The organism is Nostoc sp. DSM 114159 (assembly GCF_053470285.1).
The window spans coordinates 4684203-4709421 of record NZ_JBPFEH010000001.1; the positions used below are offsets into that span (position 1 = coordinate 4684203).

A 25219-nucleotide genomic window follows, 5' to 3' on the forward strand; every position below is an offset into this window, starting at 1 on the left:
AAAAATGTCATCATAGTTAAAGTGAAAACATTCTGGAGACAAGACAACGGTTTACGCACGCCCTTTAGCACGGTTAATTGAACAATTGCAACGCCTACCGGGAGTTGGCCCCAAAAGTGCCCAACGACTGGCTTTGCATATTTTGAAGCGACCAGAAGCAGAAGTAGAAGCTTTGGCACAAGCTTTAGTTGAGGCAAAAAAACAGATAGGCTTGTGTTCTGTTTGCTTTCACTTATCTGCTGAACCTGTTTGTGAAATTTGCCGCAATGCCAACCGTGACAATAACACTATCTGTGTTGTTGCAGATCCTCGTGATGTGATTGCATTAGAAAAAACCCGCGAATACAAAGGTAAGTATCACGTTTTGGGCGGGGTGATTTCGCCAATTGATGGAATTGGCCCAGACCAGCTGAATATACTAGCTTTGCAGCGTCGGGTGAGTCAGCAAAAACCTCAAGAAGTAATTCTGGCAATTAGTCCGAGTGTAGAAGGGGAGACCACAACCCTGTATATCGGTCAGCTATTGAAACCATTTACTAAGGTGACACGGATTGCTTTTGGTTTACCTGTAGGTGGCGATTTGGAGTACGCAGATGAAGTTACTTTGGCGAGGGCGTTGGAAGGCCGTCGGGAGTTAGATTAAATTTTGTTAATTTTGCTGGTTAATCACTTTCTCGACTATTGACTGTACATAACATCCGATCGCAAGACGTACTTTCGCCCCTGAATAATAATAGCGCCCTCATGTACTAGTTCGTGGACAAAACACAAAGCCATACCTGTGACTGGAAGCACAGCTAGATTAGATAAATCTCCGTAGTACTCAGAAAGATAAAAGCGGGTTTCACCGCCTTCAAAGCCTTCATTCAGATAAATCATGAAAGTCAATAAACTTTCCTCACCGTTGGTTCGTCGATAAGCACCATCATGGTGAGGTGCAAACCTCTGACCTGGATCGTAGCGATAGAAGCGAAAACGCTCATTCAGCCCAACTGGATGCCATCTACCAATGGTCTTGGGGATATAATTTGACACACGCTGCCATAAATCAAAAGCACGCTCGCGATCATCTAGCATAACGCGCTGATTATTGCGGATGTCGGGACGCATTTTAAAACCCCGGTGGGTAGTAATAGGAGCATCTGTATAACCGATGTTTTCTGTTAAAGTAATATACTCAGCGCATTCTGCTGGCGAAAGAATATTTTCCAACGTGAAAATTTGGTTGCGAAGCAAATCTTTCTTGGTCATGGTTAAGTTGATTGAGATTTAAGCTTGATGATAGTGTATTCCTTATAACTCAATACGGTTCAGTTGAGCCTAAAATCTAATAAACAGAAATAGAGTTTTAGCGATGATTTTGCCCTAGCAATTCTGTAATTGAGGTGAGTAATTCAGTTGGTTGTACTGGTTTGGCAATGTGTTTCTGAAAACCAGCTGCTAAAACTCGATCGCGATCGCTTTCTCCAGCATAGGCGGTAAGAGCGATCGCCGGAATTTCCCCGCCCTCCTCTTTCGGCATGGCTCTGAGCATCTTAATCAAGCTGTAGCCATCCATTTCTGGCATTCCTAAATCACTGATTAATAAATTAGGTACAGCCTGTGCTATAATCATCAGCGCCTCTTTTACTGATGCTGCGGCAGTTATCAACGCCCCATTCTGTTGTAGCAAGAAGTGCAAAAACTCTCGTGTGTCAACATCATCATCAACAATTAATACCCGTAGTCCACGCAGAACTGACGAGTTAAATTTCTCGCCCGCTCCTCCTGCTTTCTCTGCACCGTCAGTTTCCTTCATCACGGGCAGTCTGACAGTAAAAACTGCTCCCTGTCCAATTCCCGGACTAGCTGCTCTGACAGTACCACCATGCAATTCTACTAAGTGACGAACTATTGCCAATCCCAGTCCCAGTCCGCCGAATGTCCTGGTTGTGCTGCTATCGGCTTGACGAAAATATTCAAATACGTGGGGTAGAAACTCTGGGGAAATACCTTGACCTGTATCTTTAACTTGAATTAGTGCTGAGGGGAAAGTTAATTCACAACTCAATGATAAACTGATTTCCACTGAACCACGAGAGGGAGTAAACTTGACTGCGTTCGAGAGTAAATTCCCAACAACTTGCTGTAAGCGATTATAATCGCCTAACACTTTACCAACATTGGGATCGAGCTGTACTTTAATCTGGATAGATTTGGTTTCGGCAATTAACCGGACTGTTTCTAATGCAGCATCAATTACAGCTACTAAGTTAACAGTGGCAAAAGTCAGGTTTAACTTACCGCGAATAATTCGGGAGACATCCAACAACTCATCAATTAATTGAATCTGCAATTGAGCATTTCTTTCGATGGTTTCCAAAGCACGATTTGTAGTCACTTCATCAAATTTGCGGCTTTTGAGTAGCGATGACCACCCTAAAATTGGGTTGAGAGGCGATCGCAATTCGTGAGAGAGAATTGCGAGAAACTCATCTTTATTCCGGTTTGCCTGTTTGAGTTCCTCTGCTTGTTGCCTAAGTGCTTTTTCTAATTGTTTCCTGGGGGTTAAGTCAAGAATAAAACAGATCCAAGATGCGGGATCTCGCTCCACCAAGGCACCACCAATTAGTATCGGAATACGGGAACCATCCTTACGAATGTATTCTTTTTCAAAGGGAGTAAATAGCCCAACCGTTAAAAGTTGTTCTAGCCCCTGCCGATCGAGAGCATGATATTCAGGTGGAGTGATGTGTTGTCTGCGGATCTTACCTGTCAATAGTTCCTCTCGCGTATAACCCACCATTTCTAAAAAAGCCTCGTTCGCCTCAGTAATGTAATCAGGAGTGGCGAACATAATGCCAATAATGTTGGAATCAACTAAGCGCCTTAATTGAGTTTCGCGGTGGCGCAAATCATTTTCTACCTGTTTGCGTCGGGTAATATCCTGGGTAGTACCCATCATTCGTACTGGCTTACCCTTGGCATCATAAAAGACGCGACCTTTAGCAGCAATCCAATGAATACTACCATCAGACCAAGGGATGCGGTATTCGATGTCACACTCAACATTTTCCTCCAGAGAGCGGGCGATCGCTTCATGAATGCATTGGCGGTCTTCTGGATGTACAGTGTTGAGGAAAATCTCAAAGCTAATTTCGGCTTCTAAAGACACTCCAAACAGTTGATAACATTTCTCTGTCCAAATTACCTCGTTGGTGGTGATATTCCAAAACCACATACCCAGTTCAGCAGCATTAGTCGCCAACCGAATCCGTTCTTCACTCTCGCGCAGATTTGTTTCAATTTTTTGACGTTCCCATAAAGCCGCTTGCTGTTCGGTAATATCAGTACTTGCACCAACTACTCTAACCACTTGAGCATTTTCATCCCGGACTGCAAACCCCTGATCTACCACCCACAAATAACGGCCATCCTGGTGACGCACTCGATATTCAATCCGATAACGGTTTCCATTGGCCATACTAGCGATGAACTGATCGTTAACTCTTTGTTGGTCATCGGGGTGGATGCGTTCTTGCCACCACTCGAAAGTCGGTTCTGTTTCTTCTTGGGTGTAGCCAAAAACCTGGGTTAGACCCTGAGTTCTTTCCACAGTATTTCTGCTAATCTCCCAGTCATAGATTAGGCAATTAACCGCCGCCGCAGCTAGCTCAAACCTTTCGTTACTTTGCCGCAAAGAAGTTTCTATGTGTCGTCGTTCTGTAATATCAAAAGCGATCCCCAAAAGATATTGCGGCAATCCATCAGCAGTTCTGCTGTGCACAGTATCATAGCTACAAAACCAGCGCCACTCTCCATTAGCGTGTCGAATTCGGTATTCAAAGCTGAGGACTTCACCCTGATAAGCAGAATTAAATTGTTCTAAATAGCTAGGGAGTCGAGCCAAATCTTCAGGGTGTAGAAGTTGAGTAAATAACTCCTTTCCCATCGCCTGGATTTCTACTGGTGTATAGCCCCAACTTTGAGCAATTTCGTAATTAACGTAAGAATTTCGCTGCTCAATTAAGTCATAAATGTAGATTATCCCCGGAAGAGTGCCAGCAATTTGTTGAAACAGACGATGACTATCCCACAGTCTTTGAAATTCATCTGCATCAAATCGTTGAGTATCTTGTTCGCAATTACAGTCTTCCTCTGACTGAGCGTGCTTAGATTCCGTAATATCCGAAAAAGTTGTCACAATCGCATACAGATTGCTTCCTTCAGTTTGAAACAGGGGTTGCGAGGAAAACAATAGCCAGACTAGCTCACCATTTGGCTTATAAAAGCCACACACCACATTTAAGCAAGGTTTACCTGTATTTTGAGTAACCCTCGTCGGGTGAGCTTTACTGAGTAAAGGAGAGCCATCTTCATGAATAAATTGCCACTTGGGATCGAGCAAATTTTGCCCTACAAGCTGTTGGGCGGTCAGTCCCAAAATGCGATCGCTAGCGGCATTGCAAGCCTGGATAGTGCCATCAGGCAACTGAAGCACCATTCCTTCTTCTTGACTGGCTACTAGCGAAGAATTTGCCTTTTTACTAACTTGCCGATGCAGCAGCTTGTGATTACCCAGCTGGTTGTGCAACTTTTCCGCGTCTGGCATTCTAAAAAGTTAAATAATTTTAAAGTTAATCTCAGATTAAGCGACTCATCTTTACATAAATTTTAAGGCAATTCGTTCAAATTTGAGGTAAAAGCTGCGATCGCTACTTCTATCATTGGTTTATTTTTTGCCACATCTTTATAGGACAAGGGGAAAAAGAAGAGGACAAGGGGATGGGGGGATCTTTCAAGGGCAGGTTTTTAGGCTTTCGATAAATAGTTGAGAATGTTCTCAATTATTGAACGTAGTTTTAAGTTCTCAGACAATGGTTTTGGTTTTAAAATCCCAAAAATTTGTCTAATCAAAAAAACCTGCCCCAGAAAGGATGGGGGGATGGGGTGACAAAGGGAAACTTGTCCCCTTGTCCCCTTGTCCCCTTGTCCCCTTGTCCACTCGTCCTCTTCCGTGAATCAACCCCCAACATGAATACCAGGTCGCATATCGGGATTCTTTTCAGCCCGCCGCAGTACTTCACGGGTAACTACAGCAATGTCACCTTCGCCAAACAAGATAAAACGCAATAGGTATTGTATGGGATTTCCCTCAACCCAGCCGAAGTAAGCATGGGGAATCTTACCTGTTTGGTCGCGAATGTAAAGTAGTAAAGCTGCGATCGCATTCGGTACTGCTGCGCTTTCAGCCCGGAGGATGCGATAGTCACCAACTTGTACCCCTTTTACTACGATCGCATCCGCAAATTCCGAAGCATCGGATACATGAATTTCTAAAAACAGAACTGGATCGTTGGCTGGAATATGATTGTCTTCGCGTACCTCTTTCTCTTTCATAAAATACTCTAGGACATCGCCCGTATTCAACCGATTTGCAATCAGTCGTATTGTCCCCTGGCTATCTTCGGCAAAGAATTGTCTAGCAAGTTCGTCAATTTCAATTCGCTCTGCTCGCAGTTCCGTTGAACGCCAAACACGAGAAACCAGCGAGGTAAAAATGATCGCACCGATGAAAAACCCAGCAATCCTAATCCCTTCTGGTCTTTCGATGATATTAACAATGGTGGTATATAAAAATAACAGTGTAATGATGCCAAAAACGAGTCTGGCCCGCTTCTGTCGGTGACGATGGGCTGATAAGGTGACGGCAAAGGCGGCTGAGGTGATCAACACTAGTACACCAGTTGCATAAGCCCCACCTTGGGCTTCTACACTTGCTTTAAAGATAATTGTGACAACAAAAGCGATCGCTGTGTAGACTAACACCAAAGGTCGGGTTACTCGTGCCCAATTGGGCGCCATGCCATAGCGTGGTAGGTAGCGAGGCACGATATTTAATAGCCCTGCCATTGCAGATGCACCTGCAAACCACAAAATAGAAATAGTACTTAAATCGTAAATTGTGCCAAAGGCATTGCCTAGATATAGATGTGCTAAATAAGCAAGGGCCCGTCCGTTAGCTTTGCCCCCTGATGCAAATTCTGCGGCTGGAATCAATAGAGTGGTTATAAAACTGGTGGTAAGCAAAAAGAAGCTCATAATTAGAGCAGCAGTGGTGAGCAACTTGCGTGTATTCCGAATCCGCCCTTTGGGATGATGCGAAGTGCTGTTACTGCTACCTTTAACCAGGGGCATAACGGTAACACCTGTCTCAAAACCTGACAATCCCAGCGCGAGTTTTGGGAAGATGAGCAAAGAGATGCCGATTAGCATCAAAGGGTTAGAATGGCGTGCAAAAAGTGCAGTTTGCCAATTCGGGATCGTTTCTGTGTGATTTAATATCTGATACGCGCCAACGCCAACGACAATGAAGTTTAACAGCAGATAAGCTCCCACCAAAACTACTGCAATCCCAATGGCTTCTCGGAAACCTCTCAAGAAGACTGCACCTAGTAGTGCAACTAATATCAGGGTAACTGCGATCGGCTGATTGTGAAGCCAAATTGGTGTCAGCGGATTTTCGATGATATGGGCTGTGGCATCGGCTGCTGACAAGGTAATGGTAATAATAAAGTCAGTTGCCACAAACCCAAGTAAGCACAGTACAAGTAATTTGCCTTGCCACCAGGAAAGTAAACGCTCTAACATTGCGATCGACCCTTCACCATGAGGGCTTTCGGCAGCAATGCGCCGATAGATTGGCAACGCTCCAAACAGCGTCAGCAAAACCAGAACCAGGGTAGCTATAGGAGAAAGAGCGCCAGCCGCCAGTGCTGCAATCCCTGGTTGATAGCCAAGGGTCGAGAAATAATCTACACCAGTCAAGCACATCACCTGCCACCAAGAATGCTGGCGATGTGCTTCTTCCTTGCGGTAAGGCCCTTTTTTCTCTCGTCGGTCTTCTTCAAGCAACCAATGGATTAACTGGCTGCCGAGCCGTTTTGTTGAAACAATTGATTTAGCCATCAAATACGGTTGTGTTGCAAAAGTCGGCTTTGTGATTTTTTAAAGCCTTCGTGGTTTATTAAAATTTTTAACTACAAAGGCATAGCACTATTATTGTATGTTAAGCATCCTGTCCGATTTACAAAATATATAGCAGCAGTTGGTAGTCGTCTACCACATCAAGATCGTTTGCAGATTTTGGTATAAGAATCATCAATACTGCAACCGTATATTTTGGGATTAACGCTTTTGTACTCTTAGCAGCTTTAAGCCGTATAAATTATAAAAAACGTCGTTGCGAAACTTGGTATGTACGCAATCAACAAATCAGCTCTAAAATAAAAGTCACTTCTAGTTATATGATGTTTGTGTAAATGACTATAAAATAATTAGCCTGCTAATCTATAACTCTGTTTGTCTAGCCGCAGACTTTAGTTTGATAGAATTATAGACATATAGTCGTACATAATATACAAACAATGTATTAGATAGGTTTCTAGCATCATGCGAACCCATCTGCACCAACTACACTAATTCAGATGTTTGACAATATCTGCAAGTTTTTAGTTGAGAACTTCTCCAGTGACTTCGCTACATGGTTATTAGGCGAATCTATTAATTTAACAGAACTAAGTCCAAAAGAATTATCTCTCGAACCCATTCGGGCTGATGCTCTAATTCTGTTGCAGTCGGAGCAAAGCATATTGCATTTAGAATTTCAAACCCAAGTCGATGCAGAAATTCCTTTTCGGATGATTGACTATCGATTACGAGCATATCGCCGCTTTCCAGACAAAGCAATGCATCAAGTCGTAATTTATCTCAAGCCAACAAATTCAAATTTGGTGCAACAAAATACATTTACAATTCCTGGGACACGACATGAATTTGCAGTTATCAGACTTTGGGAACAACCTACAGAAGTATTTTTGAGAACACCTGGACTCTTACCTTTAGCAGTCTTAAGCAATACAATTGATCCAGAAGTTATACTTACCGAAGTTGCACGAGAGATTAACGGGATTACAGAATTAAGAACTCAAAGTAATATTGCTGCCTCTACAGCGATTTTAGCTGGTTTAGTATTAGATAAAGAGGTTATTAAACGAGTTTTGAGGTCAGATATTATGCGCGAGTCAGTGATTTATCAAGATATTCTACAAGAAGGTAAAGCTGAAGGCAAGGTCGAAGGTAAGGCCGAAGGTAAGGCTGAAGGTAAGGCTGAAGCGTTACTCGAAGTGGCAAGAAATCTATTTAGTACTGGTATGCCATTAGAGGCGATCGCCAGGGTGACGGGGTTATCAATTGAGCAGTTACAGTATTTACAGGTAAGTGAGTCTCGTGAGTCCAATCAATAAATAATCGGTGCAGTCAACCTGCACCGATTAGTAAGTGTTACTTGAATTGAACATCCCATTTCACGCCAATGCTGAAGCTTGGGGTTTAGCAAAAATCATTCTTCCTGCTGTAGTTTGTAAAGCACTGGTAACTACTACTCGCAGTTCACCACCCACATAACTGCTACCTTCTTCTACAACTACCATTGTGCCGTCATCTAGATAGCCAATGCCTTGACTGGGTTCTTTGCCTTCCTTGAGGATTTTTAAATCCAGGTTGTCGCCAGGTAAATAACTGGGACGGACGGCATTCACTAAATCATTCACATTCAAAACAGGTACTTTTTGAACACTGGCGACTTTAGACAAGTTGTAGTCGTTGGTTAGCAATGTGCCGCTAATTTCTTGGGCGAAGCGCACTAACTTAGCATCCACTGTGGGAATATCTTCGTAGTCAACTGCATTAATCAGGATGCGATCGGGATAATCTTCCTTAATACGGTTGAGAATTTCTAGTCCTCTTCTTCCGCGTACCCGCTTTTGGTCTTTGCTAGCATCCGCTACTTGTTGGAGTTCTTGCAAGACAAACTGCGGTACGAGAATTTGCCCTTCTAAAAACCCTGTTTCTAGTAAGGCTTCAATACGACCATCAATAATACAGCTAGTATCTAGAACTTTGGTATTGGCTGGTTTTAATGTTCCTTCCACTACTAATGATTCGACAGTGTTGGGATTAATGAACCGCAATAAACCTCGCCCGTGGGTATCTGCCAAATTCATGCCAGTGACGGAGAGGATGATACTACCGACAACTGCCACCAATGGCTTAATAAATCCAAAATCCGCCGGGATCGGCAGCAAAAATAATGGGGCTAGCATCAGGTTAGCTAGTAATAGCCCAATCACTAAGCCGATCGCACGAGTTAAGATCGCTTCTAAAGGCATTTCTTTGACTTGTGATTCTAGGCGACGATATGTCGTCTGGAAACTCAGCCCGATCGCACCACCAATAATAGCGGCAAAGACGGCAACAACTAAGCGTAAAGCTTCTAGATTCGTTACTTGATCTAGCGTCCCATTGGGTAGTAGTTCAATGCTGTAGAACCCTATTCCCGACGCTGCTAGGATAAATGAGAAAATAATAATGGCGTCAAGCATGGTTGTCTTGTTTTCCTGCAACTGTGTTAACCGATAAAGTTAAGTATTTTTTATCTCATCGGTAAGATAAAATGATCGATATTGACTTACACTAAGGGTTTAGGCTGACAATATCTGCAATTATTATAACCAAAGGCTTTTATCTTAATATTTTTCATTGTTTTGTTGTAAAACGACAAAAACTTGTAAATAAACTACTTATTTTGTAAGAATTCAGAATCCAGAATCCAGAAGTCAGAATTAAGAAGACTTTGATACCTAAACTTAATAAGTTTAATAAAATCAAGAAGTGATTACACGCTTGATTTGACAATTATTCTGGCTTTTGACTCACTTCGACTACGTTCAGTGACCACCTGACTCCTGAATTCTTTCCTCATTTTCATTGCCTCTAATTCGCAGTTGGATTAACTTAAAACTTTTCTCAAAATGAGTAAAAAATTTACTATTTCTGGAATTGCGAGTTCTGCTTATGTGCATATTCCCTTTTGCAGGCGACGATGTTTTTATTGTGATTTCCCGGTATCTGTTGTGGGCGATCGCTTGCGGGGCGAAACATCTGGTACTATCTCCCAATATGTTGAGGTGCTATGTCAAGAAATTGCCATTACACCAGCATTTGGTCAACCCCTGAAGACAATTTTCTTCGGTGGTGGTACTCCATCGTTGCTCTCAATAGAGCAGTTACAACGGATACTGACAGCACTACAGAAGCATTTTGGGATTGCGTCTGGGGCAGAGATTTCTATGGAAATTGACCCAGGTACCTTTGATTTAGCCCACATAGCAGGCTATCGCCGTGCAGGCGTGAACCGGGTAAGTTTGGGCGTACAAGCCTTTCAATCAGAATTATTGCAAAGGGCGGGGCGATCGCACTCAGTTGAGGATATTTTTGCAGCTGTGGAACTAATCCACCAAGTCGAGATTCCCGAATTTAGCTTAGACTTAATTTCTGGGTTGCCGCATCAGTCTTTAGATCAATGGCAGGATTCCCTAGAAAAGACGGTAGCGATAACACCCACTCATATTTCCATTTACGACCTCACCATTGAACCAGGTACAGCCTTTGGTCGTTACTACAAACCTGGCGATACTCCTTTACCCACGGATGAAGCCACAGTCAAAATGTACCAGATGGGGCAGCAGATTTTAACTAGTGCAGGTTATGAGCATTATGAAATTTCTAATTACGCTCAACCTGGCCATCAATGTCGGCATAATCGAGTGTATTGGGAAAATCGCCCTTATTACGGCTTTGGTATGGGTGCGGCGAGTTATGTTCAGGGGAAACGCTTCACTCGTCCGCGCAAAACGAAGGAGTATTACCAGTGGGTACAAGCTGGCGGTGTGATTGATTGTGATGTTACCCCCCCAAAGGAAGTATTGTTAGAAACGTTAATGTTGGGGTTGCGTTTAGCAGAAGGTTTGAGTTTGGCGGCGTTGGTAGAGGCGTTTGGCGAAGAGAAGGTGGAGAAGATTTGTCGGTGTTTGCAAGAGTATTTTGAAAAAGGTTGGGTGGAAGTTGCACAGGGAAGATTGCGTTTGATCGATCCCCAAGGGTTTTTATTTTCTAATGTGGTGTTGGCAGAATTGTTTGAGAAGTTGGGCTGACGAACTGTTTATGCAAAAAAATAAAGTTAGAAAAGCTGTAATTCCGGTAGCTGGTTTCGGTACTCGTTTGTTTCCAGCTACTAAAGTTGTCAAAAAAGAACTTTTCCCGATTATCGATCGAGATGGTAGGGCAAAACCTGTGATTCTTGCCATTATTGAAGAGGCAATTAGTGCTGGAATTACAGAGGTAGGGATTGTGGTGCAGCCAGATGACAAAGAAATATTTGCAGATTTCTTGAAAAACCCACCCAAAAAAGAACTTTTAGAGAAACTTTCACCACAAAATCAAGAATATAGCCGATATCTCGAAGATTTAGGTAGCAAAATTACCATTTTGTTACAAGAGGAACAATTAGGTTATGGTCATGCAGTATTTTGTGCCAAGGATTGGGTACAAAATGAGCCGTTTTTGCTCATGTTGGGCGACCACATTTATGCATCTGACATGGAAAAATCTTGTGCTAGTCAAGTTTTAGATGTTTACGAACAAGTTAATCAAAACGTTGTTGGCTTAACTACAATGCCAGCAGAAATTATTCATCAAGCTGGGTGTGTAACAGGAGTTTGGCAAGAGTTAAACTCGATTTTGTCGGTTACACAACTGTATGAAAAACCGACTATTGAGTATGCACAACAGCATTTACGTGTAGAAGGAATGTCAGAAAATAATTTTTTATGTATATTTGGCTTATATTTACTAACACCGAAAATTTTTGACTTTCTCGCAGAACATATCAACCAAAATTTTCGAGAACGAGGTGAATTTCAGTTAACATCTTGTCTTGAACAATTGCGCCAGCAAGAGGGAATGACAGGATATGTTGTTAAAGGCAAGTGTTTTGATACAGGTTTGCCAGATGCTTATCGGCAGACAATGATTGATTTTAGAAAAATATAGATAGATTAATCTCAGTTCAATTCGTTTGAGTTAAGCAGAGGCATCTTGAAAATATACCGTTGAATTTGCTCCTGGCGATCGCCTCTTTTTTTGTTAAAGCAGTTTTTAGGTAAATGAGTTACAAAATGCAGGACTCGAAATCAGACACAAACCTTACAAAACTACCTCAAAACTAGCGGTAGTTAGAGTCGGAAAAGAAATAGCATCCAATTGGGCAAATTTACCCCCGGAATTAATCTCAGCAAAATCATCCGCCGAACCATTAGGGTTATAAAATAGACTACCATTTGCGCTATTATAAACGATCGCGGCACTACTGCTTGCAGCTAAAGTATCGTTTGTCACTGTGGCAAAGTCTGCGGAATTTAATTGAGTCGGAAAGACCGAGTTACTTAGAGCTGTAAAGGTAGATTTAGATAATTGAATTTTGTCTTGCTCAGGATTGAAGTCACTAATAACATCAACTCCGAGTTCCCTAATATTAAACTTCGATCCTGTTGCAAATGCAAACTTATCTAAACCTGCGCCTCCTTCTAGTAAGTCGTCCCCACTATCTCCCTGTAGGTAATCGTTCCCTTGATTCCCGCTCAGAATATCTTTGCCACTACTACCAAAAAGAATATCATTACCTCTGCCCCCCAGAAGGTTGTCGTCATCACTACCCCCATCTATGATATCTGCACCAGATCCACCAAAAAGGATGTCAGAACCTGCCCCCCCATCAATGTAATGATTACCAATAACACCAGAAAGCGAAATACTGTCATCGCCATCCCCAGCAAAAATAACCTTATCGCCAGCTGAAAAATTCGCTGAACTAAAGGTGTCGTCTCCCTTGGTTGTAGCGACATCAGTACCGATCGCATTTCTAGCTCGAGCAACTGCTTCTTTTATGACATCAGCAAGATTTTCACTTGTAGAACCAAGAGTAAGTACGCTACCTCGACCAAGTTGGGTAACTAATGTCTCGTAATTGGCTGCAACATTACTCGTAGTTAGAAAAATTGGAATAATGTTATTTTCTTCTAGCGCAGTTTTTACTTGTCCGACCTGTGGATAATCTTCAAAAGCATCAGCTATCCCATCTCCATTATTGGCAATAGTATCACTTGGAATAACTGCGGCGCGATCGCCTGCAACGTGATAAGTACCATCGGTGGCTATTAGAACAACACGAAATGAACCGACTCTGTAACCAAGACTGCCGCTATTTAAAGCTGCGAACAACAGTGCAAATAATTGTGATTCTGGGCCATCATTGCCACCAAAAGCTTGAAAGTTAAAGATTTTGTCTTTAATTGTTGTGACATTATTTGTCAAAGCGACTTCTGGTTGATATACATAGTCAGCGTAACCCCCAAAAGGCGCAAGTGGCTTATCCTTGAAAGAGGCAATACCAAATTTCAGATCGTCACCAAATATATTTGCTAATGTCGGGTTGGTTAAGCGATTTACTGTCGCCGGAAGTACGGTTTTCAGTTGGACTAAATTTTCATTAGATGACGATGTTAAGTCTTGCAGCAGAACAATATCAGATACTAAACTCACAGTTTTTCCCTCTGATTATTTTTATTGATGGGTTGTATTGCAAAGTGCCTGAATGCTATTTCAGCTTGATATTAGCAGGGTTAATTGATTTAAGATAGTACTTAAATTGAAGAAAATATAATCTCTTTGAAAAAATATTTGCTGTGTTCTGACTCCTGCCTCTACCCTAATAAAGTTTTAATCGCAGACTTCACGAGAGAGAATGTTACAAGATATAAGTTAAGCTAAAGTGCGTCAATCGGTGAGCAGTGAAGATAATGCTTTGGATTAGAGGATGAATCAGTATTTTGCAACGGTTGCTCGCGGATTAGAAACCCTCGCGGCTCAGGAGTTAGAGCAACTGGGTGCCCATTCCGTAGAGCCGGGGTTTTGCGGTGTAGCCTTTGAGGGCGATCGCACTTTGCTTTATCGCGTCAATCTCTGGGCTAGGCTGCCGTTCCGAATCTTGGTAAATATCCATGAGTTTCCATGCCTTGATGCCAAGGATCTCTATCGCGGTATCCAAACTATCGATTGGCAAAACTATCTTACGCCAGATATGACGCTGGCGGTGAATGTCACGGGCAAAAACGATCGCCTCAACCACAGCCACTTTACATCTCTCCAGGTGAAAAATGCGATCGTTGACCAACAAAAAGAAAATCTGGGCGAGCGTTCAAATGTAGAGCTTCACGATCCAGATGTGCGGGTTAATGTTCATATTGAACGCGACTTTTGTACCGTTAAACTCGACAGTTCGGGAAATAGTCTGCATCGCCGAGGCTACCGTCCGGCGGTGGGAGTAGCCCCTCTGAAGGAATCTCTCGCTGCTGCCCTGATTCAACTTTCGGGTTGGCAACCAAACCAAATGTTCTACGATCCTCTGTGTGGATCTGGCACTTTACCCCTGGAAGCTTGCTTAAAGGCACTGAACATCGCACCAGGGTTGTTTCGTGAATCCTTTGGATTTGAAAATTGGCTAGATTTTGACCTGTCCCTTTTAGAAAAGCTGCTCCAAGAAGCAAAGGACAGCCAACTTGATAGTCTGAGCGCACCTATTTGGGGAAGCGATCGCGATGAAAATATAATCGAGCAAGCGATTAACAATGCTCAAAACTGCGGTGTTGATAACTATGTATGGTTTTCTCAAATGGAACTTGCTGATGTTGTCGCCCCCGCAGATAGTGGGATTTTATTCTGCAATCCACCTTATGGCGAACGGCTGGGGCGAGATAGCGATTTAGGGGCATTTTACAAACTTTTGGGCGATGTGCTGAAACAACGCTTCAAAGGCTGGACTGCATTTGTCCTCAGTGGCAACAAGGAACTGTCTCAATCGATTGGATTAAAATCATCCCGGCGAATTGCGGTGTATAACGGAACGCTGCCTTGTCAGTTAATGAAGTATGAGTTGTATTAAGTACAGCATTTCATTAATTCGTAGCAAACTAAATTTGGCAATACGTTGCAATGCCAATGCATCCCGATGCAATGTCGATGCATTCCCCTGCAATGCCAATGCATCCCGATGCAATGTCGATGCATCCCGATGCAATGTCGATGCATCCCCTTACATTAAAAATGCTACGCTTTTATGCAAAACTGTATTAAGACACAATCGATCGGATTTTGCGATTTTCGGTTTGTAGTATCTTTAAGGCGATCGCTCTCAACTACTTCTGCTGAGTAAAAAATACATTGCCTGAAAATTTTATGACACTGGGGATGTGTTGTATTGTCGGAGTTTGTGAGAACCGCGACCTAAATCTGTTGTTGCATGGCACCGGCTATCTCGATAAACTCAATTTGAATCGATGATATTTTTAATACTCTTTAAGAAATTTAAATTAAGTCAAACAAACTTGAAACTATCTGTAAGTCTATATTTTGGCAGTTAGTGTAACAACTTTTGAAACAAGTGGCAGTATAATCAATGACTGACAATCTGCAATTTATTTATCGTTAGAAGGCAAGGCTATTTATGTCAGACCAATTCACCTTTACCGTTACCAATAAAACTGAATTGGCAATTACAGAGTTGTGGGTATCTGCCGACGATCGAGAGTGGGCTTCATTTAACTTGGGTGAGTTAGGGATTCCATCACGTGAAACAGCAACAATTGCTTGGGCTGAATATACGAATGGTTCGCCCTGTGAATGGTACATTTTTGCTGTATTTGAAGATGAATCAAAAACTGAGTCAGCCCTATTTAACTTCTGTAAAGAACCAGATTTAACAATCAAATAAATTCTGCACTGCGATCGCCACCGGAAAGGGCGTGTACGCCATCGCGCTTGATAGATGATTGCATATCGACTTTAGACATAAAAACAAAAGCCCTAGCTAGAAAGTATCTAAGTGGGGCTTGATATTAGAATTAACATGTCCCTTTTAGAGAAGTTGCTCGAAGAAGTTAGGGACAGCCTGTGAAACGCCCTGACTGCGCCTATTTGGAGAAGCGATCGCTCTCAACTATTTCTGTTAGATCGTAGAGACGGCGATTCACCGCGTCTTACCTGTGATATTTTTAATACTCTTTAACAAATTTAAATTTAGTCAAAAAAAACTTGAAACTACTTCTGGGATTATATTGTGGCAGTTTGCATGACAACGTTTTAAAAAAGTGACAGTATAATCGGTGACTGACAACCTGCAATTTATTTATAGCTAAGGGGCTATTTATGTCAGATCAATTCACGTTTACTGTTACCAATGATACCGAACAAGCAATTACAGAGTTGTGGGTATCTGTCGATGATGAAGAGTGGGCCTCATTTACCTTGAGTGATTCAGGGATTCCATCGGGTGAAACAGTAACAATTGCTTGGGCTGAATATACGAATGATTCGCCCTGTGAATGGTACATATCTGCTGTCTTTGAAGATGAATCAGAAAGTGAGTCAGCCTTATTTAACTTCTGTGAAGAACCAGCTTTAACGTTCGGCTAAATTCTCCAGTGCGATCGCGCTTGATACATGATTGCATATTGACTCCAGACATAAAAATAAAAGCCCTACCTCGAAAGTATCTAGGTGGGGCTTGATATTATAGCAGGAGGCAGGAGGCAGAGGGCAGGAGGCAGGAGGTAAAACTATTGCTAACTCTAGCATTCACCCTTTCTAAATGTCCTAACCTGTGTGACTACGGCTATAAAATTGACATGAGCCGCAAGCTTAGTTGATGGTGCGTTCCAATCTAGCTACTTGAGTAAACAAATAAAGCTGGCTTTGTTATTTGGCCTAATTTGTCGGGCTGAAACAGGTTTCATCCTTGCCGATCAGACAAAGCTGTTTCTGACCTAGATCGGTTTTGAATTTCACCTGATAAGTTTCGTTTTCCGCAGGCAAAGTTTTCGTGTAGTTATTCGCTCTGTCGCACGAAAAGTCACGAGTGAAAGTTGCTGGAAACCAGTTAATTGTCATCGTACTACCGCTCAGACTGGCTTTTCCTTTTCGAGATTGGAAAATTTGCTGGTTGCAGCTGCCGTTCATTACGTTCATTATTCCTGTAAATTCGACCGTTCCGTTCGGCAGAAATTGATAAGTGAAACGCGAACCGTTCGATCCGATATATGTACCATTCGTACTTATAGCACTGTTTCCGGTACGCGTCCAAACCCATTTTCCAACTAACGACGAGATATCTCCAACGCTACTGGATGAATCATCAGTATCATTTGAAGCAGTTTCGCCCGCGTGGGCGCTATCGTAAACAGACAGCAAAAGTTTAGCTTCCGCATCATTCGGTAAATTTCGTAATTGCCCGATAAATTCTTTGTTAAATGCCTGCCGAATCCGGGTTTGTTCCTCTTCGTTCTTAGCAAGAGCTTGTGTATAATTGGAAATTAGATTGTCAATGCTTTTTCTAGTTCCATCTGGGTCTTTGCGAAACTCATTTAATTTTATTGACTGATATTCATTACGCTGTTCGTTAGTGAATTTTCCTGAAAAAGCCCATTCGTAAAAAGCGATAATTTTGTCAATATCAGATTTGTTAAGAGATTCGTTTTGAGCCGTTACTAAAACTTTAGTTCCAGCAGCCTGAGCAGAAATATTTATAGTCGCTCCGTCCATCAAAACGATAGATAAAAATAAGATAGAAAAATATTTGAATTTGTTCATCATTCCTATAATTCTGTTGCCATGAAATTAATTTCCCCAGTGAATTGGGAGTTTATATGCATCACACCTGTAAGTGTGTGAGGCATTAATTAGGTTGTCATGAAATTAATTGTAAATGTTCAGGGGGTACAAATAAGAATAAAAACACCCAAGGCTAAATAATTCGTATTACGTTCGCAAGCTGCCAGAACTTATCAATAGTTAAATCAAGCTATTATAAATGCACTTAATGTATTGACTAAAAAAAGACATTAGGGCTAGTACAATATAGAAGTCATTTCTGTAAAAATCAGGAATATCTATACTCAGTAAGCCAATTAAACCTCATCTACGTTGAAACCTAGAGTTTTTTAAAACATATATTTTTGTAGGTTGGGTGGAGTGAAACGCAACCCAACATTACCACCGAATTTTATGTTGGGTTACGCTATCGCTGCACCCAACCTACAAAACTATAGATTCTTTTTCAGGTTAGATTAGAACTATTTTATGCTCCCTCTCAACTCCAAATCGGATGCTGAGACTGCGTAGTTTACCGCCTTCGGCATCGCATTCACTATTTTAGATTTTACTAATTACAATTTTTCAAAATACTTAAAGCTACCGCCTCCGCCACTTTAATACCATCGATACCAGCCGAGAGAATTCCCCCTGCATATCCCGCGCCTTCACCAGCTGGATAAAGACCGACGGTATTTAAACTTTGATAATCCTCTTGGCGTTTAATCCGAATCGGTGATGATGTGCGGGTTTCTACCCCAGTCAACACGGCATCATCCATTGCAAATCCTTTAATTTGTTTGTCAAAAGCGGGAAGGGCTTCACGAATGGCGGCGATCGCATAATCTGGTAAACTCTGACTCAAATCGCCCAAACGCACCCCTGGCGTATAGGACGGTTTAACCGTGCCAAATGCTGTAGATGGACGATGGTTGAGAAAGTCTCCCACCAACTGTCCTGGAGCTTCATAAGTTCCACCGCCCAATTCAAAAGCCTTTTCTTCTAAGCGTCGTTGGAAGTCAATTCCTGCTAACGCATTTCCTGGATAATCTTCGGGAGTGATGCCCACAACGATCGCACTATTGGCATTACGCTCATTACGAGAATATTGGCTCATCCCATTGGTGACGACTCGCCCCGGTTCTGATGTAGCTGCAACCACCAAACCTCCCGGACACATACAAAAACTGTAGACGGAACGACCATTTTGGCAGTGATGAACCAGTTTATAATCAGCAGCACCTAAAAGCTTATGACCAGCCTGAGCGCCGAAACGACATTTATCGATGAGAGTCTGGGGATGTTCGATCCGAAAGCCGATGGAAAAAGGTTTCGGCTCGATGTAAACCCCGCGATTATATAGCATTTGGAAGGTATCGCGGGCGCTATGACCTACCGCCAGAACTACATAATCGCTGGCGATATATTCCCCACTGGCGAGGGTGACTCCCCGCACCTGTCCATTTTCGATGTTAATATCTTCCACTAGGCTTTGAAAGCGAATTTCGCCACCGAGGGATTCGATTTTGGCACGCATACTTTGGACGATTCCCACCAGTTTGAAGGTGCCGATATGCGGTTTATTAATATAGAGAATTTCTGGTGAGGCTCCCGCATTGACAAGTTCGGTTAGTACCTTACGCCCATAATGCTGAGGATCTTTGACTTGACTGTAGAGTTTGCCATCAGAAAATGTACCCGCACCACCTTCGCCAAACTGGGCATTGGATTCTGGGTTGAAATCTGATTTTTTCTTCCAAAAGTTAAAGGTATCAACGGTGCGATCGCGGACTTGTTTGCCACGTTCTAAAACGATCGGACAAAAGCCCATTTGTGCCAGCATCAAACCTGCAAATAAGCCACAAGGCCCAGTACCAATCACGATGGGGCGAATTGTCAAATTGCTCGGTGCTTTTGCCACTGGGCGATACTTCATGTCTGGCGTAGCCATGACATGGGGATCTTTTTTCAGGCGCTTGAGTAGATGGGTTTCCTGAGTCGTTTCTACATCCAGAATATAAACAAGAGCGATCTCTCCTTTCTTACGGGCATCGTAGCTACGCTTGAAGATGGAATAGCCGATCAATTCTTCATCTGTAATTTGCAGCTTTTTGAGGATGGCAGTCTTGATATCATCTTCAGGATGATCGAGCGGGAGCTTTACTTCTGTTAGGCGTAACATAGCGAGGAGAAATGCATACTGTCTATCAAAATCTTAATCAAAATTACTATGGCGCGGCTGATTTCCTTAAACCTCTCCCTGCCTTGAACTAAAGTTCAAGTCTGTCCCTCTCCGACTCGGAGAGGGACGGTTTTGCGTAGTAAAACCAGGGAGAGGTCTTTTTATGATGGCTAATTCGATAGATAAGATATTGTATCGCGTTAAACAAGACTAACAGCCGCCTCTAACATTTGTATTGTCCCAAGTTCAGCATTTATTTCTACTTCTACACCGATTGGCAAGGTAAATTTATCCTTAATATGACCAATCATTGAACCATACCAAGCAGGAATACCTAAAGGAAGTATGTGTTGTTGCAATACTTGCATTAACGTAAATGACGGTTCGTCTCCAAGACTACATTTAGTACATTGTCCAAAGATAAAACCAGCAATTTGATTAAGTATCCCAGCAGTTTTTAACTGCGTCAGCATCCTATCTATACGATAAACATCCTCGCCAACTTCTTCCACAAACAGAATGCTTTTGTTCCAAGTAGGTAGGTAAGGTGAACCTACCATCGCTGATAGGACTGACAAGTTTCCACCCACCAGTTTACCCCTCGCCTTTCCCGGTGCGATTATCTCCAGCCGCACTTCGCTAGGGTTGAGATTTTGCATAGTCACAGCTTCACCATTAAATAGGATGCGCTGGAAGTAATCCACTGTAAATTGATTCCAGGTAGACGTAGCAACTGGCCCATGAAAAGTAACCATTTGACTACGGGCATTAATTGCTAACAACAGCGTTGTAATATCGCTGTAACCGATGATAATTTTTGGATGGGAACGGAGCGGCGAGTAATCGAGTAAAGGTAAAATGCGATTGCAGCCCCAACCACCACGCATCGGAATAATTGCTTTTATGGTGCGATCGCTAAACATCAAGTTTACATCCTGGGCGCGATCGCTGTCTTTACCCGCTAAATAGCCGTAACGATCTAAAATATGCTTCCCCAGCTTGACTTTTAATCCTAACTGTGAAATCGATTTCTTGGCTGCTTCAATGTCTTTAGCGTCAACGATACCCGCAGGGGCGATTAACCCTACGGTATCGCCAGGTTGTAGACGGGGCGGCTTACGGATGGTGTTTAGAGATGGCTTACCTTGGGCGGTAAGTGTTGGTATTTGAGTAGCTAAGGTAGCCAGCCCACAGGTTGCAAGAAATTGCCGACGCTTGATATTCATAACTATTTTGTTGGGGATTAGGATTCTAAAAAGTTAGATCCCCGACAACTTTTACGAAGTCGGGGATCTGGATACCGCGAATTTTCACCAATTAAATAGGATTGCGATATATAAAATTAAACCTTTTGTACCATATCTGAAATCACAAATCCATTATTAGCGAATTTAGCATCAGTAGCAAATAAATCACCAATGACAGGCAAAAGACGATCGTATAATTGCATTGCCTGTAAACAACTATTAATGCTAGAAACTGCCGAATTATATACGGCAATATTTTCGTCAACAATATTCAACAAGCGGCGATTATTTGCAATTTTTTCTTCAGCTTCTTGTTCTAATATTTTCTCTAAATAAGCGCGTGCCTGTGGGTATTGTTGCAAAATTTCGTCTGCTTGCCGATCTGCCATTGGTATCAATTGAGTTTTCAATGTTTGATTAATGGTTTGACGGAAAGATTTACGAATAGTATGAGAAACTTTTGGTTCAAAATCTAATTTCAATAACTGCCTAATGGCTGGTTCTGCTTCCACGATACTTTCGGCGTCGTAACCTTGAGAAGTTTGTGATAAAGTTTGGCGAAACTGATATATAGAAAAAGTGCCTTCATCGTAAAATCTAGGACTTTCTCGCACAAAGCGATCGCACTCCACACTAGCTGCACTAAATAATGCTTGAGCAACTCCTTTTTCTAAAATTCTGATCTCTTGTTCAATACCACCATCATTATCTAATAAACGATACAGTTGGCGATAATATTCTGACTTGCGAACTTTTTCAATCAATCGCTGAAAATAATTTGCAACTACTTGCTGAGAAGATTCAATCAAAATATCTTCTAATTGATTTGCTAAGTAATAAAATGCCTCTACTAAAATAGCAATTAAAGGTGCAGTAGCATTGCGAGGATGACTGATGGTTGCACGTTGATAAGCAGAAGCTACAGAAAAAGTATCTAGCAATTCATCTAAGCGGCGAATCATTCGTGATTGCAATTGCTTAAAATCTGCTTCAAAAGCATCACAAGAACTATTAATTACATGGTTAACTTCTTCGTTGATATGCTCGCTAAATTCTCTGCCAATTTGCTGTAGTTGCTGATTTAGGTGTTGCAACTCTTGCGCCTTCATCGTCTCAATTTCTTGGGGCTGACTATCTAAATCGCGTTGGACGTTCTGATAATGTTTTTTGAGCTTAATACAAACATCTTCCAAATCATCAGCAAGATTTTTAAATAATTGGGGACGCTTTTCTTCGGTAAGATAACGAGTAATAGCTGTGCGAAATTCTTCAGTTCCACTATCTTGAATTAGCTTTTCAATCAGTTCATTTCCCCACTCGCCTAGAATCCGCACATAATTTTGATTTGGAGTTTCATAGCCGTTCACTGAAACACGGAATTTACTGGAAGATAACTTTCCGGAATTTACACAGTAGTTATTAAACGCATAGACAAATTGTGGTGTTTCTTCTTTACCATCTAAACCTTTAATACTTTCTGCAAAAACAGAATCTAAACCAAATCTATCTTGTGAGCTTGCTTGTTTAATCTGACTGCCATAAAATCCTAATAATCCACTGGTTTTATAAACTTTCCTGGAATTGGCAAATTGCCCACTAATTAAATCGTCCAATCGTTGCCGAAGCTGAGTATTATACCAAGTTTCATCGATCCGGTTGAAGACATAGAAAACGCGATCGCGTACTCCCCCATTCTCCCGCATTAATTCCAAAAGTTCTGTTTCTTCTTTTGTCATCTCACCCGCAGAAGCAGGTTTTAGCACACACACCACCGCCGACGTATCAGGATGTTGAATTTTGGCATAAGTGAGTTGTGCGTCTTTCTCTACTGGCGCATCAATGCCAGGTGTGTCAATAATTACATTTCCATCTTGTAGCAAAGGATGATTACAGTAATATTCTATTCGCTTCAATACCGCACTATTACTTCCACGACGCGCATATCCAGCCGCTTCTTTAAGGTTAGAAAAGTTAAATTGCTCCATTGAATATGTAGCATTAGTTACCGTGCTGATGCGATCGCTATTTGCTATATATCCCTCTAGCAACAACATTAACGCCTTCGCCTGTTTTGCACGTTCTGATTGACTCTCACCACCCTCCTGCTGAATAATCGCTTCAGAACCTTGACGTAGCAAGTTAATTACCTCAGCTTGGTTGATATTAGCTACTGTTTTAAATCCTAGTTGCTGACACAAAGAAACTGCTTGTTCTCGAATCTCTGCTTCACTTAAAAATGTCAAAACAACACGTTCTTTATCTACTTCTGCATACTCGATTTTGCATTCTGTACCTGTAGCGTGTCCCTCTGCACTGTAGAGTAATTCTCTTTCTAATAGTGCATTAATTAGCATTGATTTCCCAGCACTAAAAGCACCTGCAAATACAATTTCAAACTTAGGAGAAATCGCTTTACTTAAAGAAGTTCGTACAGGTGTAATATCTTGGGAACGTAACGTTGGTTCTTGTTGTAACAGTTGTAATATAGACTCAACCTGCTCTTTCAAATTTCTACACTGAAGCGGTAAATCTGACATATTCAGCATCCTGATAATATTTATGTATATTTTATTAATATTTATTGTGTCAATGGTTCAGTAAAATTTCTGAGAATCTTAATGTACTTTAGCTGCTGGATAATCTATACACCCCTACTTAGAACATGGAACTTCAAGCATAAAACCTTAAAGCCCACTCGCTGACTAACAACGAATAAACACAGGAGAAAATTATGGCTAATTCATCATTCAACCTGCTTAACCTCTCTTCTTTAAATGGCACAAATGGCTTTATAATTAACGGCATTGCAGTACAGGAAAACTCAGGCATCTCAGTCAGCAATGCGGGGGACATTAACAACGATGGCATTGACGACCTGATTATTGGGGCAAAGAATTACGACCCTTACAGTATCCCCGATCCTGGGCAAAGCTATGTAGTATTTGGGCAAACCAATGTGGGAAGTGGCGGCACCCTCAACCTCTCTGATTTGAATGGCACTAATGGCTTTATAATTAGTCCCATTGCAGCAGGTGACAACTCAGGCAACTCAGTCAGCAATGCGGGGGACATTAACAACGATGGTATTGACGACCTGATTATTGGCGCATATAGTGCCTCCTCTAACGGCAACACTGGTGCTGGGCAAAGCTATGTGGTGTTTGGAGGAACGAATATAAACAGTGACGATGCCTTTAACCCGACGGTAACTCCTGGTAATCTAATCCTGACGACTAACAGCCGTCAAGATAAATTTGTGTTTCGCCTTGGCGATGGCAATGATACCATTACCGATTTTAGTGGCATTGGTAAAGGCACAAAGCCGTCGACAGCAGCGATCGCCTCCTTAGACACTTTACAATTTATCGGTTCGGGTTTAACTGCCGAAAATCTGCAATTAACTCAAAATGCTAATAACTTAGAAGTTACCTTTGAAAATGTTGATAATACCAAAATCATTCTGCAAAACTTCAAATTAGAAAGCCTCGATAATCTGCCTGCTTCTGGAGCAACACCTGCGATTGGCAATATCCTATTTGATGGGCAAACTAACATCACCAACAGCTTTGATGTGTTCGATGCTGACTCTACTCAAACTAGCCTGTTCAACAAGAACACAGTCACATTCCTCAATGACCTGAATAACAGCATCACAGGTTTTGAAAACTCCAACGATGTGATTAATGCTCAAGGGGGTAATGACATTATCTATGGCTTGAGTGGCAATGACTTATTGCGAGGCGGTGATGGCAATGATACTCTTGTGGGTGGTGCTGGCAATGATACTCTTGTCGGTGGTGCTGGCACGGACTCTTTCGTTTACAACACCGATGCAGTTTTTGGTCTGACTGCTGTTGGTGTAGATGCCATTAGTGACTTTAACAGTTCCCAAGCTGATAAGATTGTCCTAGATAAAACTACCTTTAGTGCGATCGCTTCAACTGCTGGAACAGGTTTTAGTAACAAGAGTGATTTTCAAATCATTTCTAATGGGGAAACTAGCACAGCGAAAATTATTTACGATGCTTTTCGTGGAGAGCTATTTTACAACCAAAATGGTAGTGCGGCTGGTTTTGGTAGTGGCGGTCTATTTGCAACTCTGATTGGTGCGCCAACTCTGAGTGCATCAGATTTTGTTGTGCAATAGATGCTATTCTCAGGTAAATATTAAATATACCATGTGGTAGGGGCACAGCAATACTCATTGCAA

Annotated in this window: 16 protein-coding genes and 1 pseudogene; 8 read left to right on the plus strand and 9 right to left on the minus strand. The window is 42.0% G+C overall.

The window, feature by feature from the left end; translation table 11 throughout:
* The first annotated feature begins 85 nt into the window (after nucleotides 1-85).
* On the plus strand, nucleotides 86-643 hold the full coding sequence (gene recR / locus ACR5KR_RS19370) for a recombination mediator RecR (RefSeq protein ID WP_322638705.1): 558 nt from the start codon (nucleotides 86-88) through the stop codon (nucleotides 641-643).
* Nucleotides 644-678: 35 nt separating this feature from the next.
* Here recR and ACR5KR_RS19375 read toward each other — a convergent pair whose 3' ends face one another.
* From ACR5KR_RS19375 to ACR5KR_RS19385, 3 genes are all read right to left on the minus strand, one after another.
* Complete coding sequence (locus tag ACR5KR_RS19375) at nucleotides 679-1251, minus strand: prolyl hydroxylase family protein (RefSeq protein ID WP_448267646.1); 573 nt, start codon at nucleotides 1249-1251, stop codon at nucleotides 679-681.
* A 97-nt stretch (nucleotides 1252-1348) separates the two neighbouring features.
* On the minus strand, nucleotides 1349-4591 hold the full coding sequence (locus ACR5KR_RS19380; RefSeq protein ID WP_448267648.1) for a PAS domain-containing protein: 3243 nt from the start codon (nucleotides 4589-4591) through the stop codon (nucleotides 1349-1351).
* 410 nt (nucleotides 4592-5001) lie between these two features.
* Nucleotides 5002-6948, minus strand: a complete 1947-nt coding sequence (locus ACR5KR_RS19385) for an amino acid transporter (RefSeq protein ID WP_445630922.1) — start codon at nucleotides 6946-6948, stop codon at nucleotides 5002-5004.
* Between the two features lie 518 nt (nucleotides 6949-7466).
* Here ACR5KR_RS19385 and ACR5KR_RS19390 point away from each other — a divergent pair.
* The gene (locus ACR5KR_RS19390) at nucleotides 7467-8285 is read left to right on the plus strand and encodes an Rpn family recombination-promoting nuclease/putative transposase (RefSeq protein ID WP_448267649.1); all 819 of its coding nucleotides are present in this window, start codon (nucleotides 7467-7469) and stop codon (nucleotides 8283-8285) included.
* Nucleotides 8286-8345: 60 nt separating this feature from the next.
* Here the strand turns inward: ACR5KR_RS19390 and ACR5KR_RS19395 are convergent, their stop codons facing one another.
* Nucleotides 8346-9422, minus strand: a complete 1077-nt coding sequence (locus ACR5KR_RS19395; protein WP_322714619.1) for a PIN/TRAM domain-containing protein — start codon at nucleotides 9420-9422, stop codon at nucleotides 8346-8348.
* A gap of 429 nt (nucleotides 9423-9851) precedes the next feature.
* Here ACR5KR_RS19395 and hemW point away from each other — a divergent pair, with 429 nt between their 5' ends.
* On the plus strand, nucleotides 9852-11033 hold the full coding sequence (hemW, locus tag ACR5KR_RS19400) for a radical SAM family heme chaperone HemW (RefSeq protein ID WP_448267650.1): 1182 nt from the start codon (nucleotides 9852-9854) through the stop codon (nucleotides 11031-11033).
* A gap of 10 nt (nucleotides 11034-11043) precedes the next feature.
* Nucleotides 11044-11931 (plus strand): sugar phosphate nucleotidyltransferase, encoded by an 888-nt coding sequence (locus tag ACR5KR_RS19405; protein WP_448267651.1) that lies wholly within the window; start codon nucleotides 11044-11046, stop codon nucleotides 11929-11931.
* Nucleotides 11932-12084: 153 nt separating this feature from the next.
* On the opposite strand, the gene ACR5KR_RS19410 is transcribed toward ACR5KR_RS19405, so the two are convergent.
* Nucleotides 12085-13479, minus strand: coding sequence for a hypothetical protein (locus ACR5KR_RS19410; RefSeq protein ID WP_448267652.1), 1395 nt, complete (start codon nucleotides 13477-13479; stop codon nucleotides 12085-12087).
* Nucleotides 13480-13753: 274 nt separating this feature from the next.
* Between ACR5KR_RS19410 and ACR5KR_RS19415 the strand changes: the two genes are divergently transcribed.
* The 3 genes from ACR5KR_RS19415 to ACR5KR_RS19425 all read left to right on the plus strand — a co-directional run bounded on the left by ACR5KR_RS19415 (nucleotide 13754) and on the right by ACR5KR_RS19425 (nucleotide 16407).
* Nucleotides 13754-14878, plus strand: coding sequence for a THUMP domain-containing class I SAM-dependent RNA methyltransferase (locus ACR5KR_RS19415; protein WP_448267653.1), 1125 nt, complete (start codon nucleotides 13754-13756; stop codon nucleotides 14876-14878).
* A gap of 561 nt (nucleotides 14879-15439) precedes the next feature.
* Entirely contained in the window at nucleotides 15440-15706 is a 267-nt protein-coding gene (locus ACR5KR_RS19420) for a hypothetical protein (protein ID WP_445630915.1), read from the plus strand.
* A gap of 434 nt (nucleotides 15707-16140) precedes the next feature.
* Complete coding sequence (locus ACR5KR_RS19425) at nucleotides 16141-16407, plus strand: hypothetical protein (protein ID WP_179067371.1); 267 nt, start codon at nucleotides 16141-16143, stop codon at nucleotides 16405-16407.
* A gap of 291 nt (nucleotides 16408-16698) precedes the next feature.
* Here the strand turns inward: ACR5KR_RS19425 and ACR5KR_RS19430 are convergent, their stop codons facing one another.
* From ACR5KR_RS19430 to ACR5KR_RS19445, 4 genes are all read right to left on the minus strand, one after another.
* On the minus strand, nucleotides 16699-17583 hold the full coding sequence (locus ACR5KR_RS19430; RefSeq protein WP_448267654.1) for a hypothetical protein: 885 nt from the start codon (nucleotides 17581-17583) through the stop codon (nucleotides 16699-16701).
* A 568-nt stretch (nucleotides 17584-18151) separates the two neighbouring features.
* Entirely contained in the window at nucleotides 18152-19762 is a 1611-nt protein-coding gene (locus tag ACR5KR_RS19435) for an NAD(P)/FAD-dependent oxidoreductase (protein WP_448267655.1), read from the minus strand.
* Between the two features lie 200 nt (nucleotides 19763-19962).
* Nucleotides 19963-20988, minus strand: a complete 1026-nt coding sequence (locus ACR5KR_RS19440; protein ID WP_448267656.1) for a S66 peptidase family protein — start codon at nucleotides 20986-20988, stop codon at nucleotides 19963-19965.
* A 116-nt stretch (nucleotides 20989-21104) separates the two neighbouring features.
* Complete coding sequence (locus ACR5KR_RS19445; RefSeq protein ID WP_448267657.1) at nucleotides 21105-23546, minus strand: dynamin family protein; 2442 nt, start codon at nucleotides 23544-23546, stop codon at nucleotides 21105-21107.
* Between the two features lie 221 nt (nucleotides 23547-23767).
* Between ACR5KR_RS19445 and ACR5KR_RS19450 the strand changes: the two are divergent.
* Nucleotides 23768-25156: pseudogene (locus ACR5KR_RS19450) on the plus strand (hypothetical protein); the annotation flags it as partial.
* Nucleotides 25157-25219 lie beyond the last annotated feature (63 nt).

Bases quoted from the DNA above. Each gene is read 5' to 3' on its own strand.
- ACR5KR_RS19380 (WP_448267648.1), bottom strand. From the start codon at position 4,591: ATGCCAGACGCGGAAAAGTTGCACAACCAGCTGGGTAATCACAAGCTG.
- ACR5KR_RS19420 (WP_445630915.1), top strand. From the start codon at position 15,440: ATGTCAGACCAATTCACCTTTACCGTTACCAATAAAACTGAATTGGCA.
- ACR5KR_RS19405 (WP_448267651.1), top strand. From the start codon at position 11,044: ATGCAAAAAAATAAAGTTAGAAAAGCTGTAATTCCGGTAGCTGGTTTC.
- ACR5KR_RS19430 (WP_448267654.1), bottom strand. From the start codon at position 17,583: ATGATGAACAAATTCAAATATTTTTCTATCTTATTTTTATCTATCGTT.
- ACR5KR_RS19395 (WP_322714619.1), bottom strand. From the start codon at position 9,422: ATGCTTGACGCCATTATTATTTTCTCATTTATCCTAGCAGCGTCGGGA.
- ACR5KR_RS19445 (WP_448267657.1), bottom strand. From the start codon at position 23,546: ATGTCAGATTTACCGCTTCAGTGTAGAAATTTGAAAGAGCAGGTTGAG.
- ACR5KR_RS19390 (WP_448267649.1), top strand. From the start codon at position 7,467: ATGTTTGACAATATCTGCAAGTTTTTAGTTGAGAACTTCTCCAGTGAC.
- hemW (WP_448267650.1), top strand. From the start codon at position 9,852: ATGAGTAAAAAATTTACTATTTCTGGAATTGCGAGTTCTGCTTATGTG.
- ACR5KR_RS19435 (WP_448267655.1), bottom strand. From the start codon at position 19,762: ATGTTACGCCTAACAGAAGTAAAGCTCCCGCTCGATCATCCTGAAGAT.
- ACR5KR_RS19375 (WP_448267646.1), bottom strand. From the start codon at position 1,251: ATGACCAAGAAAGATTTGCTTCGCAACCAAATTTTCACGTTGGAAAAT.
- ACR5KR_RS19440 (WP_448267656.1), bottom strand. From the start codon at position 20,988: ATGAATATCAAGCGTCGGCAATTTCTTGCAACCTGTGGGCTGGCTACC.
- ACR5KR_RS19415 (WP_448267653.1), top strand. From the start codon at position 13,754: ATGAATCAGTATTTTGCAACGGTTGCTCGCGGATTAGAAACCCTCGCG.
- ACR5KR_RS19425 (WP_179067371.1), top strand. From the start codon at position 16,141: ATGTCAGATCAATTCACGTTTACTGTTACCAATGATACCGAACAAGCA.
- ACR5KR_RS19385 (WP_445630922.1), bottom strand. From the start codon at position 6,948: ATGGCTAAATCAATTGTTTCAACAAAACGGCTCGGCAGCCAGTTAATC.